The organism is Candidatus Symbiobacter mobilis CR (assembly GCF_000477435.1).
In the GTDB taxonomy this organism is placed as follows: domain Bacteria; phylum Pseudomonadota; class Gammaproteobacteria; order Burkholderiales; family Burkholderiaceae_C; genus Rhodoferax; species Rhodoferax mobilis.
The window spans coordinates 24828-41096 of the sequence record NC_022576.1 but is presented as its reverse complement, the minus strand read 5'-3'; the positions used below and the strand labels follow the sequence as shown (position 1 = coordinate 41096).

Annotated in this window: 18 protein-coding genes; 10 read left to right on the top strand and 8 right to left on the bottom strand. The window is 61.1% G+C overall.

What is annotated here, in order from left to right:
• Positions 1-85: 85 nt before the first annotated feature.
• The 8 genes from CENROD_RS00180 to CENROD_RS13790 form a co-directional block, all read right to left on the bottom strand.
• On the bottom strand, positions 86-379 hold the full coding sequence (locus CENROD_RS00180) for an STAS domain-containing protein (RefSeq protein WP_022771005.1): 294 nt from the start codon (positions 377-379) through the stop codon (positions 86-88).
• Positions 380-382: 3 nt separating this feature from the next.
• Positions 383-1060: an MlaC/ttg2D family ABC transporter substrate-binding protein gene (locus tag CENROD_RS00175; protein ID WP_022771004.1), complete on the bottom strand. Its 678-nt coding sequence runs from the start codon at positions 1058-1060 to the stop codon at positions 383-385.
• A 14-nt stretch (positions 1061-1074) separates the two neighbouring features.
• Positions 1075-1836: an MlaA family lipoprotein gene (locus CENROD_RS00170; protein WP_022771003.1), complete on the bottom strand. Its 762-nt coding sequence runs from the start codon at positions 1834-1836 to the stop codon at positions 1075-1077.
• Positions 1837-1864: 28 nt separating this feature from the next.
• The gene (gene mlaD, locus CENROD_RS00165; protein ID WP_022771002.1) at positions 1865-2320 is read right to left on the bottom strand and encodes an outer membrane lipid asymmetry maintenance protein MlaD; all 456 of its coding nucleotides are present in this window, start codon (positions 2318-2320) and stop codon (positions 1865-1867) included.
• 65 nt (positions 2321-2385) lie between these two features.
• Positions 2386-3165 carry a lipid asymmetry maintenance ABC transporter permease subunit MlaE gene (mlaE, locus tag CENROD_RS00160; protein WP_022771001.1) on the bottom strand — a complete coding sequence of 260 codons (780 nt, stop codon included), beginning with the start codon at positions 3163-3165 and terminating at the stop codon, positions 2386-2388.
• Positions 3165-3983: an ABC transporter ATP-binding protein gene (locus tag CENROD_RS00155; RefSeq protein WP_022771000.1), complete on the bottom strand. Its 819-nt coding sequence runs from the start codon at positions 3981-3983 to the stop codon at positions 3165-3167. Before CENROD_RS00155 ends, mlaE begins: the two co-directional genes overlap by 1 nt.
• Before the next feature lie 321 nt (positions 3984-4304).
• Positions 4305-4754 (bottom strand): cell division protein ZapA, encoded by a 450-nt coding sequence (locus CENROD_RS00150; protein ID WP_022770999.1) that lies wholly within the window; start codon positions 4752-4754, stop codon positions 4305-4307.
• A complete protein-coding gene (locus CENROD_RS13790) occupies positions 4751-5122 on the bottom strand; it encodes a hypothetical protein (protein ID WP_187292311.1) in 372 nt (123 codons plus the stop codon). The genes CENROD_RS00150 and CENROD_RS13790 overlap by 4 nt, the downstream gene beginning before the upstream one ends.
• A gap of 367 nt (positions 5123-5489) precedes the next feature.
• On the opposite strand from CENROD_RS13790, the gene rpsB reads away from it, so the two are divergent.
• The 10 genes from rpsB to CENROD_RS00095 all read left to right on the top strand — a co-directional run bounded on the left by rpsB (position 5490) and on the right by CENROD_RS00095 (position 16257).
• Positions 5490-6251 carry a 30S ribosomal protein S2 gene (rpsB, locus tag CENROD_RS00140; RefSeq protein WP_022770996.1) on the top strand — a complete coding sequence of 254 codons (762 nt, stop codon included), beginning with the start codon at positions 5490-5492 and terminating at the stop codon, positions 6249-6251.
• Positions 6252-6559: 308 nt separating this feature from the next.
• Positions 6560-7510: a translation elongation factor Ts gene (gene tsf, locus CENROD_RS00135; RefSeq protein WP_022770994.1), complete on the top strand. Its 951-nt coding sequence runs from the start codon at positions 6560-6562 to the stop codon at positions 7508-7510.
• 5 nt (positions 7511-7515) lie between these two features.
• Entirely contained in the window at positions 7516-8280 is a 765-nt protein-coding gene (gene pyrH / locus CENROD_RS00130; protein ID WP_051360395.1) for a UMP kinase, read from the top strand.
• 37 nt (positions 8281-8317) lie between these two features.
• Positions 8318-8878 carry a ribosome recycling factor gene (gene frr, locus CENROD_RS00125; RefSeq protein WP_041193137.1) on the top strand — a complete coding sequence of 187 codons (561 nt, stop codon included), beginning with the start codon at positions 8318-8320 and terminating at the stop codon, positions 8876-8878.
• A gap of 6 nt (positions 8879-8884) precedes the next feature.
• Positions 8885-9634 carry a polyprenyl diphosphate synthase gene (gene uppS / locus CENROD_RS00120; RefSeq protein WP_022770991.1) on the top strand — a complete coding sequence of 250 codons (750 nt, stop codon included), beginning with the start codon at positions 8885-8887 and terminating at the stop codon, positions 9632-9634.
• Entirely contained in the window at positions 9631-10491 is an 861-nt protein-coding gene (locus CENROD_RS00115; protein ID WP_022770990.1) for a phosphatidate cytidylyltransferase, read from the top strand. The genes uppS and CENROD_RS00115 overlap by 4 nt, the downstream gene beginning before the upstream one ends.
• Positions 10475-11704, top strand: a complete 1230-nt coding sequence (locus CENROD_RS00110; protein ID WP_022770989.1) for a 1-deoxy-D-xylulose-5-phosphate reductoisomerase — start codon at positions 10475-10477, stop codon at positions 11702-11704. Before CENROD_RS00115 ends, CENROD_RS00110 begins: the two co-directional genes overlap by 17 nt.
• 89 nt (positions 11705-11793) lie before the next feature.
• Positions 11794-13149, top strand: a complete 1356-nt coding sequence (gene rseP / locus CENROD_RS00105; RefSeq protein ID WP_022770988.1) for an RIP metalloprotease RseP — start codon at positions 11794-11796, stop codon at positions 13147-13149.
• 177 nt (positions 13150-13326) lie between these two features.
• Positions 13327-15627, top strand: a complete 2301-nt coding sequence (gene bamA / locus CENROD_RS00100) for an outer membrane protein assembly factor BamA (RefSeq protein WP_041193636.1) — start codon at positions 13327-13329, stop codon at positions 15625-15627.
• A gap of 27 nt (positions 15628-15654) precedes the next feature.
• Positions 15655-16257, top strand: a complete 603-nt coding sequence (locus CENROD_RS00095; protein ID WP_081699902.1) for an OmpH/Skp family outer membrane protein — start codon at positions 15655-15657, stop codon at positions 16255-16257.
• Positions 16258-16269 lie beyond the last annotated feature (12 nt).

Here is a 16269-nt window from a genome sequence, read left to right as displayed (position 1 = left end):
GTGTCGAGAATCTGCCGATCCAGCGGGCCGGTCAGATCCTGGGTGTCGCGCTTGTCCCGCGCCGCTGCAGCGCAAAGAACCGCACCTACGCAAGCAGGAGCGTATCGATACCGTAAAGCGTGGCCAGCCTTTGTAGCCCCACAGGCAGGTTGCGCACAGCGTAGCCTTTGCCCAGCAAGAGTGCCTCACGGCGCAAGGCCAAGAGCACTGCCAGCGCAACAGAATCGAAGCGCTGCACCTCTGCTGCATCGACCTCCACCGTGGATACCGCATCCCTCGCGGTGCCTGCCCCGGCTGCTTCAGCCCGCAGCGCCGCCAGACAGCCCGGAAGGCATTGCGCAGCCGTGTGCTGGGTTAGCTCCGGCGGTAACGCCACCATGCCTCAACCCTTTGCAGGACGGGACGCAGCCTGCGCCGGGGTGGCCTTGTTCCGCTCGATCAGGGTCAAAACCAAGCCATCCACGCCCTTGGCGTTGACGATCGGCGCAAATTGGCTGCGGTAGGTATCGACCAGCCAGATCCCCAATACGTTGAGATTGAAAATCTTCCAGCCCCCGGGGGCATCGGGCGCTTTCTCCAACCGGTAGTCGAGCTGGATCGGCTCGCCTGCCCCACGAACGAGGGTGCGAACAGTCACTTCCTGGTCTTGGGGGGTCGAACGCATCGGCTTGATCGTGAATGTCACGTTTTTGGCCTGGCTCATCGCATTGGCGTAGGTGCGTACAAGCAGCAGCTTGAATTCGGCCTCCAGCTTTTGGCGCTGTTCCTCGGTGGCCTTTCGCCATGCAGGCCCTACCGCAGACGCCGTCATGCGGCGAAAGTGCAGATACGGCATGACTTTCTGGTCGAGGATTTCGGTGATGCGGGAGATGTCCCCCGCCTGCACGGCCTTGTCTTGCTGCATCGCGTCGAGCGCTTCCTGGGTGATTCGCTCGACCAGGGCATCGGGCGCTTCCACGGCGGCCCGCGCCCACGCTGGCAATCCCCACCCACACACTGCCCACAACACCAGCCACATTGCCCAACGCAGGGCACGCAAACTATTCCATGGTGTACGCATTTTCTGGCTCCAGATCATTGTGAAGTTGACTGTCCATCCCCCACGCGGGGGGCCAAGTCCTCGGCATCCCAGGCTGCATCATCCTGGGGGGGGATTCCACCGTCGGTGGACAAGCTTCGGCGGCGCTGCACATACACATCCCGGGTGAAAGCGTAGGGATCGAGTGCGACCTCGTCCAGCATCTGCATGGCATCGAGAAACTGCGCACGGCGATGCGCGACATACAGCACCGTCGTGGCGTTGCGGGTCGGTACATGGTCGAGTGCAGTCATCCATTGTGCTCTGCGATCCCAAGCCAGTCCAGCGGTATCGCGCAAGGTCGAAGGCCCGAAGAAAGGCAGCACCATGTACGGGCCTTCCCCCACGCCCCATTCCCCCAAGGTGCGGCCAAAGTCGTTGGGCTGGCGGTCGAGATTCATTGCCGTCGCCACGTCGAGCACCCCATACACCCCCAGCGTCGTATTGACGCCAAAGCGCAACGCACTCGTCGCTGCATCCTGCCCCCGGCCCTGCAAGCCATGCTGCAACGCCGACCACAAATCCTGCACGTTGTCGAAAAAATTCCCCACGCCGCTGCGCACAGGCTGGGGCACCGTGTCGCGGTACGCACTGGCCACCGGGCGCAGCACCGAGCGATCCATCGCATCATTGAAGCGATAGACCGAACGATTCCACGACTCCCAGGGGTCGTACACCACAGCCTGCGGTGGCGTGGCACAACCACCGATCCACAGCGCGGCTACCAAGATTGCGCCGATGCCAACACGGCTTTCCATGGCTGTCAGGGGGGTATGTGGCAGATGACTATTCCGAAGCCTTGCCATACAGGAATTGGCCGATGAGGTTTTCCAGCACCACGGCGGATTGCGTACTGGCGATGACATCGCCTTGCGCCAGGGTTTGCTCCGCAGCGCCTGCTTCGATGCCCAGGTACTGGTCTCCCAATAAGCCACTGGTCAGGATTTTTAGCGAGCTGTCCTTAGGGAAGGTGTAGCGGCTCTCCATCGCGAGCGTGACCCTGGCCCGGAACGTCTTGTCGTCAAAAGCAATCGCTTCGACACGGCCGACGACGACCCCTGCGCTCTTGACCGCCGCCTTGGGCTTCAGCCCGCCAATGTTGTCGAACATCGCGTCCACGCGATAAGTCTGCTGGAACGAAAACGACAGCAAATTGGCCGCTTGCAGTGCCAAAAACAACATCGCCACCGTGCCCACGACGACGAAGAAACCAACCCATACATCATGTTTGGAGCATTGCATGCACCAGTTCTCCTCATTACCTCAATGAATCCACCGAACTGAACGGTATCGTCCCACCGCCATCTTTACACCGTAAACATCATCGCTGTCAGGATGAAGTCCAACCCCAGCACCGTTAACGAAGCCATCACGACGGTACGGGTGATCGCACGCGCTACCCCTTCTGGCGTAGCCAAGGCAACGTAGCCCTGTAATAGCGCAATGAACGTCACCGCTACGCCAAACACGATGCTTTTGACGACCCCATTGCCCAAATCCTGCAACACATCGACACCACCCTGAATCTGGCTCCAGAACGCACCGCCATCGACGCCGATCATCGACACGCCAACGATCCACCCGCCAAACACCCCGGTAGCGCTGAACACCGCCGCAAGCCAAGGCATGGTGAAGACGCCGGCCCAGAACCGCACGGCAAGCACGCGGCGCACAGGGTCGACGGCCATCATTTCGAGCACGCTGAGCTGCTCTCCCGCCTTCATCAGCCCGATTTCCGCAGTCAATGAGGTGCCTGCCCGGCCTGCGAAGAGCAACGCAGTGACGACCGGCCCCAATTCACGAACCAGACTCAAGGTCACCAGCAGGCCCAGCGACTCTGCCGAACCGTAACGCTGGAGAGCATAGTACCCCTGCAAACCAAAGACAAATCCGACGAAAAGCCCCGCCACCGCAATGATCGGCAGCGAATGGTTCCCGAGGAAATGCACCTGCTCGCGCACCAAGCGATTGCGACGAATGGCATACCCCAAGCTTAGGCACAGCAGCACAAATAGCCGTGCGCCATAGCCTAGGTCTGCCATGCTGCACCGGACGAAACGCCCCACCACAGCCAGCCACGTACCCATCAACCATTCCCCCCAGGGCCAAACTCCGCCTCAACGGAAACACACGGATAGTGAAAGCGCACAGGGCCATCGGGCAAGGCATAGACGTACTGGCGGACCAGGGGGTCGTCGCTGCTGCGCACGGCTTCGGGCGTGCCCTGGATTGCCACCTTGCCGTTGGCCAGGATGATGACTTCGTCGGCAATCGCCAACGTATGCTCCAGATCGTGCGAAACGAGCACGCTTGTCAGCCCCATGGCGTCGTTGAACTCCCGAATCAATCGCGCCGAGGTGCCGAGAGAAATGGGATCCAGCCCCGCAAAGGGTTCGTCGTACATCACGAGTTCGGGGTCAAGGGCAATCGCACGCGCCATTGCCACCCTGCGCGCCATGCCGCCGGACAAATCGCTGGGCATCAGGTCGCGGGCACCGCGCAACCCCACGGCGTTGAGCTTCATCAACACCACGTCGCGAATCAGGTCTTCCGGCAGGGTCGTGTGTTCGCGCAAGGGAAAGGCCACGTTCTCGAACACCGTGAGATCGGCAAACAGGGCGCCAAACTGGAAGAGCATTCCCATGCGGCGCCGCGCTGCGTAGAGTGCCTGTTTATCCATGCTCGGAACGTCGACTCCATCGAACAGCACCTGCCCGCTCCAGGGGCGCACTTGCGCACCCACCAAGCGCAGGAGGGTGGTCTTGCCCCCCCCCGAAGCGCCCATCAGCGCAACAACCTTGCCCCGGGGAATGGATAACGACACGCCGTCAAGAATCGCACGCTCTGCATAACCAAACGACACATTGCGGAATGCCAGCAGCGGCGCAGTCGATTCCGTAGCCATCAGACCACCTTCACGCGAACCGTGCTATCCACGCCAACTACGCCAACAATGAAAGGCAGCAACGCAGGCATGGAATGGGAATGACACAGCAGCAACATCGGCGGGATCATGCAGAGAATGCAATAACAACTCCACCGCTACCCCCCACTGCCCTCAAACCAAAGCCCTGCAACGACAAAAGGGGCAAGGTGGAGCAAACGGCTGCGATGGGTTGACAGTGCTGTCAGTAGCGTATGACTGTACAAGTCGCGAAGCGGCTTTGCGAAGCTCCCCTCGCCCAGCGGGATAGGGGCTGGGGGGTGAGGGAAACTGCCATGACTTTCATGATTCGGGGTGTCTTGGCAAAGTCATGGCAGGGGTGGATGGCGCTGTAAACGACGCTGCCATCGACGATGGAGCCGCATCGACTGGGGCAGACTCGCCAGCATGTGATGCCTCTACGGGCAGTGCGCGAGTTACCCGGTCGAGCAATTCGGAAAGCACACGCTGCTCATGGGCGCGAACTCGCAATTCGGCGGCATGCGCCGCATCGGAACCGGCTTGAGATGTATCGCCCTGCTTGGCGGCAGCCGCGCTGGCTAGCCTGTCGAAGGCAGCATTGAGCGCAACCAGCACAGCGATGCGCTCGTGCTGCTGGAGCTTGCCGGATTCCAGAATCCTGTCCGTATCTTCCCGTACGCAACGAACCGCCTCACGTATCAGCGCTTCGTCTTCTTCGGGGCAGGTCAAGTTGTAGCTTTGACCCATGATCTGCACTTGGAGCCGCATCATGGCGCAATCCCCTGCAAGTAGGAAGAAGACGTCGGCTCGTCGTTCTGCGACGACGCATCCGCTTTCTCGTTAGTTTTATCGTTAGCTCTATCGTTAGTCATACCACCAGCCAACTCTTCGGCGACAGTGCCCATCACGCCGATAGGCAAAGTCGGCAAATGCTGGAGCACACTTTCGATTTGCGCACGGGCCTGATCCATACGCTGGCGCAAGGCATCGCGGTCGGCGACGACCACTGCCAGTTGTTCCTGCAGCACCACATTGGCGCGATGCAGACCCTCGCAATGCGCAAGCAGACGATCGACCAGGGCGGCAACCCTGTCGACGAGCGGGGAATCCTCGACGGAGGAAGAGATGGAATGAGCCATAGCAGTCGATTGTAGAAATAGGTTCTAAGACTGGAAGCCAAGATGAGCACGGTCATCGAACGCGATCAAGGCAATGGTAAAGGTTCGGAGGGGAACGATTCGCTGGAGGGACGCTGTGGACGCTGGAAGCAGTATCCGCTTATCCGCTGATCCCACTGGAGTGCCCAAACTGGAGCGCCCGATATACTCATCAGGTTCGACGGACATCGACTGTGCAGTGCTCGCACTGCAACTGGGATGGCTGCTCGCAACAAATCTCAACCCAGCCTCAGAAGGTGTGCCCTGTACCCCAAAAACTGCAGCAGCAGTGCGGGATTCCACATGGCATAGCGGCTGGATTCTAGACCCCAACCTCTGGACGTTCCCCATGTCAGTCACCATGCGCGAAATGCTGGAAGCCGGTGTGCATTTTGGCCACCAAACCCGCTTCTGGAACCCGAAAATGGCCCCGTACATTTTCGGCCACCGCAACAAGATCCACATCATCAACCTGGAAAACACGCTGCCAATGTATCTGGCGGCTACCCAGTTCGTGCGCCAGGTCGCTGCCCGGCGCGGCACAGTATTGATGGTCGGCACCAAAAGGCAGTCTCGCGAAATCGTGGCGACGGAAGCGCGCCGCGCCGGTATGCCCTATGTCGATCAACGCTGGCTCGGCGGGATGTTGACGAATTTCAATACCGTCAAGACGTCACTCAAGCGCCTCAAGGAAATGAAGGCACGCCAGGAAGCTGGCCTTGATGGCATGAGCAAGAAGGAACAACTCACCTTCACCCGCGAATTGACGAAGCTCGAACGCGACATCGGCGGCATTCAGGATATGACCAAGCTACCCGATGCCATCTTCCTCATCGACGTGGGTTACCACAAAATCGCTGTGTCCGAAGCACGCAAGTGTGGGATTCCCCTCGTTGCCATCGTCGATACCAACCACAGTCCCGAGGGAATCGAGTACGTGATCCCCGGCAACGATGACGCCGCCAAAGCCGTGGCGCTGTATGCACAGGGCATTGCGGATGCCGTGCTCGAAGGCCGCGCCAATGCGGTGGAAGAAGTGGTCAAGATCGTCCACGCCGCTGCGGGGGACGAGTTCGTCGAGGTGGAAGAGTCCGAGGAATCCCGGGCCTGAACATCGCCTGAGCACCATCAACGATGCCAGGAGCTTGTCGGGCTCCCAGGGAATCCCTCGCATTCTCGGCATCCCGGGCACACCAGCGGAAATGGCCCCCGATGGCCGTTCCGGTGTGCTTTGTAGTTTGCCTTGCCCTATTGGGTTGTGGGCCTTGTTGTTGGCTGGCGTTGTTGGCTTAATTACTGGCTGATTCCTCGGCCTTATTGTTGGCTTTTCGTAGCTCCTCCCACAGGCGCGTCATCGAACGTAGCGGTTGTCGGAGGAAATACATTGTTTTCAAACGAAAAAAGATAGGAAAAATATCTATGGCAGCAATCACTGCGGGCATGGTGGCCCAACTGCGTGCAAGAACGGATGCTCCCATGATGGAGTGCAAGCGTGCGTTGACAGAAGCGGATGGAGACCTCGACAAAGCCGAAGATTTGCTGCGCGTGCGGCTCGGCAACAAGGCTGGCAAGGCTGCAAGCCGCGTCACCGCCGAAGGCGTCGTGGCCTACTTCACAGGCGGGAACGGTGCTTCGGCGTTGATCGAAGTCAATTGCGAAACCGACTTCGTCTCCAAAAATGACAGCTTCCTCGCCATGGTCAACGCGGCAGCAGCGCTCGTTGCTGCGCATGACCCTGCTGACGTGGCTGCACTCGGCGCGCTGCCTTGCTCGCTCGAAGGCTTTGGCCCCACGCTCGAAGACGTGCGCAAAGGGCTGATCGGGAAGATCGGGGAAAACATGAGCTTCCGCCGCTTCCGCCGCTTTGCCTCTGGCCACAAGCTGGCTTCGTACCTGCACGGCACCCGCATCGGCGTCGTCGTCGAATACGACGGGGACGAAACCGCCGCACGTGATGCCGCGATGCACATCGCAGCCATGAAGCCCGTCGCCTTGTCTGCCCAAGACGTCTCGGCTGAGTTGGTGGCCCGGGAACGCGCCATCGCCGCCGCCAAGGCTGCGGAAGACGCCGAAACCGCCAAGGCCGCTGGCAAATCCGTGCAGTCGGAAGAAATCGTCGCCAAGCGCATCGAAGGATCCGTGCAGAAATTCCTCAAAGAAGTGTCCTTGCTGCAGCAGCCCTTTGTAAAAAACGACAAGCTCAGCGTCGAAGCCATGCTGCGTGCGGCTGCAACGACGGTACATGCCTTCACGCTCTACGTCGTGGGCGAAGGCATGGAAAAGCGCTGCGATGACTTTGCCGCAGAAGTGGCCGCGCAGGTGGCAGCACGCCAGTCAGAACCTTCCGCAGCAGTTGCAGCATCCCAATGATGAATATGGGCACCCAACACGAGGCTCTTTCCGGCACCCCTTTCCATACCCCTGCCGAAACCAAAGCATGCAAAAGAATTTTGCTCAAGCTGTCCGGCGAGGCCTTGCTCGGTGAGGAAAAGTCTGGCATCCACCGCGAAACCCTGGCACGCATCGTTGCTGACATTGCCGAAGTCGTCCGACTCGGTGTGCAGATTGCCATCGTGATCGGTGGGGGGAACCTCTTTCGTGGGTTCGCCGCCAGTACGCAAGGCATGGATCGGGTCACTGCGGACAACATGGGCATGTTGGCCACCGTCATGAACGCGCTGGCGCTCGGCGATGCGCTCAAACACGCTGGGATGACTGCCCGGGTCATGTCCGCGATTGCCATTGAGCAGGTCGTCGAGTCCTACGTTCGGCCCAAGGCTTTGCAGTATCTGGAAGAAGGCAAGGTCGTCGTCCTCGCTGCTGGAACGGGCAACCCCTTTTTCACGACGGATACTGCTGCTGCGCTGCGCGGCGCGGAAATCGGCGCCGATGTCGTGCTCAAGGCCACGAAAGTCGACGGCATCTACACCGCCGACCCGGCCACGCACCCCGATGCGCAGCGTCTGCCCTACATCACCTTCGACGAGGCGATGTCCCGCAATCTGGGTGTGATGGATGCCACCGCCTTTGCGCTGTGCCGTGACCAGAAACTGCCAATCCGCGTGTTCTCGATCCACAAGCCCGGTGCCCTGTTGCGCGTGGTGCAAGGGCAGGACGAAGGCTCGCTGGTCAATCCCTGAACGTCCCTGCAACCCCCGGCACCCGGAGCAGACTGCCATGACGATTGCCGATATCAAAAAGACAGCCGAGAGCAGGATGGATGTCTCGCTGGAAGCATTCCGCAACAACCTCGCGAAGATTCGCACGGGCCGTGCGAATCCTGCACTGCTGGAATCGGTACACGTCGACTACTACGGTGCATCGATGCCCATCAGCCAGGTGGCGAATGTCTCTTTGCTCGATTCGCGCACCATCAGCATCCAGCCGTGGGAAAAGGGCCTGTCGGCCAAGATCGAGAAAGCAATCCGCGACAGTGACCTGGGCCTCAACCCCATGTCCATGGGCGATCTGATCCGGGTTCCCATGCCTCCCATGTCGCAGGAACGGCGCAAAGATTTCACCAAGCTGGTACGCAGCGAGGGGGAAAACGCCAAGGTGGCAATCCGCAACGTGCGCCGCGATGCCAACGACGCAGCCCGCAAACTGGTCAAGGACAAAGCCGCGTCGGAAGATGACCAAAAGCGTGTCGAAGCGGAAATCCAGAAAATCACCGACCGGCACATTGCGTCGATCGACCAGATCGTCGCTGCCAAAGAGCAAGACATCATGGCCGTCTAATTGCCCATGGCCGCCACATCATCCCCGCCGACACACGTGGCTATCGTGATGGATGGCAACGGCAGGTGGGCTTCGCGTCGATTCCTGCCCCGGGTGGCAGGACACAAGCAGGGGGTCGAATCGCTCCAACGCTGTGCCCGCGCCTGTGCGCAGCGTGGTATCGCCGTACTGACAGTCTTTGCTTTTTCCTCGGAAAACTGGCGCCGTCCCGCCGAGGAAGTCTCCGGGTTGATGGATCTCTTCACCTATGCGCTGGGCCGCGAAGTCGACCAGCTCTGCAAAGAAGAGGTACGGCTGCGCTTTCTGGGCGACCGCAGTGGCTTGCCCGACCGCGTGGTGCAGTCCATCGTGGATGCGGAATCCCGCACTGCCGCCTACACCGCCTTACAGCTCAACGTCTGCTTCAACTATGGCGGACGTTGGGACATCGTCCAGGCAGCCCGGAGCTTGCAGGAGCGAGGGGTTCCTATCACGGAATCGACCTTGCAGGAGGCGCTGTCGCTATCCCACGTCCCCGACCCCGACCTCGTCATCCGCACGGGCGGGGAACAGCGCATCAGCAATTTTTTGCTGTGGCAGTCCGCCTATTCGGAGTTGTACTTTTCCGACAAGCTCTGGCCGGACTTCGACGAGCGTGAACTCGACAACGCCTTGCTCACCTACGCCCAGCGCCAACGCCGCTTTGGCAAGACGCCTTTGCAAGCCATCGTCGACAGCCCCCGCCTCGCTCCCGAATCCGCCGGAGACGCGCCATGACTGCCTTGCAGCAACGGGTGCTGACCGCCGCAGTCTTGCTTGCGCTGTTGCTGGGCGCGCTGCTGTACCCCCATGGATGGGTATTCGCTAGTGTCACGCTCGTGCTCATCGCCGCAGCGGCGTGGGAATGGTTCCGGCTCAACAGCGCCACACCCTACATGGCCTACGTGGCCGGTGCCATCTGCGCCATGGTGTGCGGCGCACTATGGACTGCTGGGGCGCACAGCATCCCTCTTCCCGGTTTGTGGATCGGCGCCACCGCAGCGTGGTGCCTCGCAGGGGCAGTGTTGCTCTACCGTGGCGTGCCGCTATGGGCACAGATTCCCGCCGCCCTGCGGCAAATCGGCGGGCTGCTTGTGCTGGTGTGTGCCTGGTTGGCCGTCATCCAAGCTAAGGAGCGTGGCACCGCGTTCCTGCTATCCGCCCTCGCTCTGGCCTGGGTGGCGGATACAGGCGCGTATTTCGTCGGCCGCGCATGGGGTGGACGATGGTTCCGCACCCGGCTTGCGCCGTCGATCAGCCCCGGCAAAACCTGGGAAGGGTTCTGTGGCGGGTTGGCCGTTGCTTTCCTGCTTGCCTACGGATGGTGGGCCGCCGATACAGCGCTGGCATCGACTACCCCGAGCCTCTACACCATCGTCGGGCAACATTCGCCGCTGCTCCTTGTCGTTGTCGTCCCTGCACTGACTGCATGGAGCGTGGTGGGGGACTTGCTCGAATCTCTGGTCAAACGCAGCGCCAACGTCAAGGACAGCAGCGCTCTGCTTCCCGGCCATGGTGGGGTGCTCGACCGCATCGATGCCCTGCTGCCCACCCTGCCCGCCTCGATGTTTCTGGTACATGTCTGCGCCAATTAGCCCTGCCCCCGACCATCGCCGCCGCGTCGCCATCCTCGGTTCCACCGGATCGATCGGGACCAGCACGCTTGATGTACTGGCACTGCATCCCGACCGGTTCGAGGTATTCGCCCTGTGCGCGGCCACGCAAGGCGAACGCTTACTGGAGCAATGCCAGCGTCACCGGCCCCGCTTTGCCGTGCTGCACGACGCAATACGTGCGTGCGAACTGTCCCGCCAATGCCGGGAACACGGCCTGCCGACCGAGGTGCTCGATGGGCCGCAGGCTCTGCTGGACATCGCCACGCACGAGGACGTCGATATCGTCATGGCTGCCATCGTCGGCGTTGCCGGACTGGGGTCCTGCCTCGCAGCAGCCCGAGCGGGCAAGCGCCTACTGCTTGCCAACAAGGAAGCCTTGGTCGTCGGCGGCGCCTTGTTTCTCGACGCCGTTCGCACTGGCGGCGCGCAGTTGCTCCCCATCGACAGCGAACATTCCGCGATCTTCCAGTCGCTCCCGGCTGACCGCACGCTGTGGGCATCCCAAATCCAGAAAATCCTGCTGACTGCGTCGGGCGGCCCCTTTCGGCAGCGTGACCCCGCCACCTTCGCGCAGATCACCCCCGCTGAGGCCTGCGCGCATCCAAACTGGGTGATGGGCAAGAAAATCACCGTCGATTCCGCGACGATGATGAACAAAGCGCTCGAAGTGATCGAGGCCTGCTACCTTTTTTCGGTGGCGCCTTCGCAGATCGAGGTGCTCATCCACCCGCAGAGCGTCATCCACTCGATGGTGCAGTTTGTCGACCATTGCGTCCTCGCGCAACTCGGCACCCCGGACATGAAAGCGCCCATAGCCTACGGTCTATCGTGGCCTGACCGCATGGCCAGCGGCGCAGCGGCGCTGGACTTTGGCCAAATCGCTTCCCTGCATTTCGAGACGCTGGATTCCCCACTGCACCGTGCCCGGTTCCCCTGCCTACCGCTGGCTTGGCAGGCGCTGCAAGGCCCAGCGGGGAGCACGGCCATTCTCAACGCTGCCAACGAAGTGGCCGTCGAAGCCTTTTTGTCCGGGCAGTTGCGCTTCGACCAAATCTTCGCCGTCAACGCTGAAACCATGCACACCGTAGCGCCGTGGAATCCCTCTTCCCTGGACGACCTCGTCGCCCTCGATGCCCTGGCCCGAACCCAGGCGCGGGACTGGATTGCACGGCATGGCCGCTTGTGTGCGTAATACGTGGATGGGCGTGGATCAGCGTGAATGGGCGGGCGTGAATGGGCGTGAATGGCGCGTAACTGTGAGCTTAATGTGAACCTAACACCATGCTGACCGTCCTCGCGTTCCTCGTCGCACTCGGGCTGCTGATTGCCGTCCATGAATACGGGCACTACCGCGTCGCGCTCCTTTGCGGCGTCATGGTGCAGCGTTTTTCGATCGGACTGGGCAAGCCGCTGCTGCGGTGGGTATCGCCCACCACCGGTGCCGAAATCGTCATCGCAGCCATCCCCCTGGGCGGGTACGTCAAGATGCTCGACGAACGCGAAGGAGACGTGCCCCCCGACCTTCTACCCCGGTCGTTTTCCCGGCAATCGCTGCTGCGGCGCAGCGCCATCGTCGCGGCAGGCCCGCTGGCCAATTTGGGCTTTGCCGTGCTGCTCATCGCTATCCTTTCCTGGGTGGGCGACGACGTGGCTGCCCCCGTTCTGGGGCGCCCCACGCCGGAATCGGTTGCCGCGCAGGCGGGCCTCGTCGGGGGCGAACGTGTCGTCGAAGCGGCGATAGACGGCGAGAACGCGCAACCCATCCGCTCTTTCGAGGAATTCCACTGGATCGCCGCACGCGCCATGCTCGCTTCGCGCAATCTCCACCTGCAAGTGCAGCGTGCGCTCGATACGCCACAACGCTCCATCGTCCTTGCGCTCGACGGCATCCATGCCGACCCCGCAGACGGCGACCTGCTACAACGCCTCGGCTTCGACGGCCCCTACACCGCGCCAGTAATCGGCCAAGTCACCCCCGGCGGCGCAGCGGCCCAAGCCGACTTGCAGCCCGGAGATCGAATCCTGCGCATCGACGCAGAACCCATCGTCGACGGCGGTCACGCACGCCAACGCATCCGTGCCAGCATTGATGGCAAAGCCCAACGGTGGGTGCTGGCGCGCAGCACCGGCACGGTGGAACGCGAAGTCACCCCGCGCCCCGAAATCCATGCCGGGCAACGCATTGGCAGGATCGGCGCCTACGTGGGTGAGGCCCCCGAGTTCGTCCGGGTGCGCTATGGCGTGGGGGAAGGGTTGTGGCGGGGCGTGGCCCGCACCTGGGAAGTGGCCGTGCTGACGCTAGACGTACTCGGCAAGATGGTCGTGGGGGAAGCATCCTTGCGCAACCTCAGCGGGCCTGTCACCGTTGCGGACTATGCGGGGCAATCGGCATCAATGGGATGGATGGCGTACCTGCACTTTCTGGCGCTCATCAGCATCAGCCTGGGGGTCATCAACCTCCTACCCTTGCCGGTGCTCGACGGAGGGCACTTGCTGTATTATCTTTGGGAGGGGTTGACCGGGCGCGCCATCACCGAATCTTGGCTGGAATGGCTGCAACGCGGTGGGGTTGCCATCCTTGGTGCGCTGATGGTGCTCGCCCTCTACAACGATTTCTCCCGCTTCTTCCCCGGTTGACTCCCTCAGTCGCTCTGTCGCTCAGTCGATGAATTTGTGCTGTTTGTACAGCCCTCCTGCCCTGAGGTCGGCTCTACCGGGTACCCCGGAACACCCTGACAACCCGTCTCCGATCAGCTTGGGCGCTGTCGGTGCATGCGCGGTGTTCCCTCTTTTCCCGCCCCGTGGATGAACGATATGTCTCCCAAACGTCCGCACACCGCTTGGCTAGGTTCTCTGGCCGCTGCGCTGCTGGTCAGCCAATCTTCCTGGGCCATCCCTCCTTTCAAGGTGCGCGATATTCGCGTCGAAGGTTTGCAGCGCGTGGAACCCGGCACGGTATTTGTTTCCCTCCCCGTCCGCGTGGGCGATACCTACGATGATGACAAAGGCGCTGCGGCGATTCGCTCGCTATTTGCACTGGGCCTGTTTACCGACGTGCGGCTTGACGTACACAACGATGTGCTCGTCGTCGTGGTGCAAGAACGGCCCACCGTCGCGCAGACGGAGCTGGTCGGTGTCAAGGAATTCGACAAAGATGTCTTGCTCAAGGCCCTGCGGGACATCGGCCTATACGAAGGCCGCGCCTTCGACCGCGCCCAGCTTGACCGCGCAGAACAGGAACTCAAGCGCCAGTACGTCCACCGTGGCCTCTATGCCGCGCAGGTGCAAACCACCATCACCCCCATCGAACGCAATCGCGTCAACCTGCGCTTTGCCGTGACCGAAGGCGACCCCGCACGCATCACGGAACTGCGCATCGTCGGCAACAAGGTTTTCGACGAAGCCACCTTGCTGGACCTGCTCGACCTCGATACAGGCAACTGGATGAGCTGGTACTCCAAATCGAACCGCTATTCGCGCGCCAAGCTCAATGCCGATCTGGAAACGCTGCGTTCGTTCTACCTGACCCAAGGCTACTTGGAATTCAAGGTCGATTCCACGCAGGTGGCAATCAACCCGGACAAGACAGAAATCGGCATCACAGTGAACGTCGCGGAGGGAAGCCGCTACGTCGTCGATAAGGTGCAACTCAGCGGTAACTACCTTGGCAAAGAGGACGAATTCAAGACGCTCGTTCGCATCCGACCCGGTCAGGCGTACAACAGTGAAGATGTGACTGCCACGACCAAAGCGTTTACCGACCACTTTGGCAACTTCGGCTTTGCCTTTGCCACCGTGCAGGCCAAGCCCGAGATCGACCGCACCCACAACCGCGTCTCACTCGTCCTGCACGCCGAACCCTCCCGCCGCGCTTATGTACGCAAGATCAACGTGGCAGGCAACACCCGCACGCGCGACGTTGTCGTTCGCCGCGAATTCCGCCAGCTCGAATCGTCCTGGTACGACGGCGACAAGATTCGTGCCTCGCGAGACCGGGTAGACCGTCTCGGCTACTTTGGCGATGTCATGATCGATACGCAGGAAGTGCCCGGAGCACCCGATCAGGTAGACCTGACCGTGCAAGTCACCGAAAAACCCACCGGCAGCCTGAGCCTGGGCGCGGGGTATTCGAGCGGGGATGGGCTGGGAGTGACCTTCGGTTTGCAACAGGACAACGCCTTCGGTTCCGGCAACTCGCTGGGCGTGCAGATCAACACCAGCAAGATCAACCGCGTCGTCGTTTTCAACACGACCGATCCCTACTTCACCGAAGACGGCATCTCCCGCACCTACGACATCTACCACAAGACCAGCAGTCCCTATCAGGATCAGGACTACTACAAGCTCGTCACGTCCGGGGTCAGCGCGCGCTTTGGGGTGCCCTTCACGGAGATCGATACCGTGTACTTCGGCGCAGGGCTGGAACAGACGGAAATCGTCCCCGGCACGTTGCTGCCTACGTCTTACCAAGACTACGCAGACGAATACGGGTACACAAGCACGGGGGTTCCGCTCACGATGGGGTGGGCGCGTGACAACCGAGACAGCGCCTTGGCCCCAACGACCGGGCGCATGCAGCGCGTCAACGCGGAATGGTCGATTGGCGGCGATGCGCGGTACCTGCGCACGGTCTACCAATTCCAGCAGTACGTTCCCTTTCACAAGAAACTCACGGGAGCGCTCAATCTCGAACTCGGCTATGGCAAGGCTTTCGGTGGTCGATCTTTCCCCATCTTCAAAAACTTCTACGGTGGTGGGCTGGGTTCGGTGCGCGGCTTCGAGCAAGGCAGCTTTGGCCCACAGGACATCAGCGGAACGAATGTCGGGGGTTCCCGCAAGTTCAACCTGAACCTCGAAGCCCTCACACCAATGCCCGGCGCGGGCAACGACCGTTCACTGCGCTTGTATGGGTTCTTCGACGTCGGGATGGTCGGCGGCCCGGACCAAGGTTTGGCCATCAACGCCAACGCAGACAAATTGCGTGCTTCCACCGGTGTGGGGGTAAGCTGGATCTCGCCCGTAGGCCCGCTGCGGTTGGCCTTTGCCAAACCGGTACGCAAATACGACGGGGATAGAACGCAAACCGTCCAGTTCCAAATCGGAACCAGTTTCTAAATTTCTTTTCATCGAATGGTGTTTTTCATGGTTGCTGTACAGCGTTTTTCCTTGTCTGCCTTATTCCCCTCCCGTCTTGCTGCGTTGGCCGCTACGTTGGTCCTATCGGGCTTGCGTATCCTCCCATCCTGGGCCGTGCGCGCCTGCCTGGCGTTGGCGGTTGCCACGGGAGGGGCTGGCCATGCGCAGGCGCTGCACATCGGCTTCGTCAACATCGACCGCCTGCTCAAGGAAGCCACGACGGCCAAGCAGGCGCAGACCAAGTTGGAACAAGAGTTCTCCAAACGCGAGAAGGATCTGGTCGATCTGGGCGCATCGATCAAGGCGCTGGTCGACAAATTCGAGCGCGAAGCCCCCACCCTTTCCGAAACCCAGCGCCAAAGCCGCCAGCGCCAATTGCTTGACCAAGATCGCGAATTCCAGAGAAAGCGCCGGGAATTCCAAGAAGACCTCAATACCCGCAAAAACGAGGAATTGCAGCAAGTCATCCAACGGGCCAACAAGGTGATACGGGACATCGCCATCGCGGAAAAATTCGACATGGTTTTTCAGGACGCGATCTACATCGACCCCAAGCACGACATCACCGACAAGGTGCTCAAAGCCCTCAATGCGCCGGCAGGCAAGTAACAGCCCCTAGCA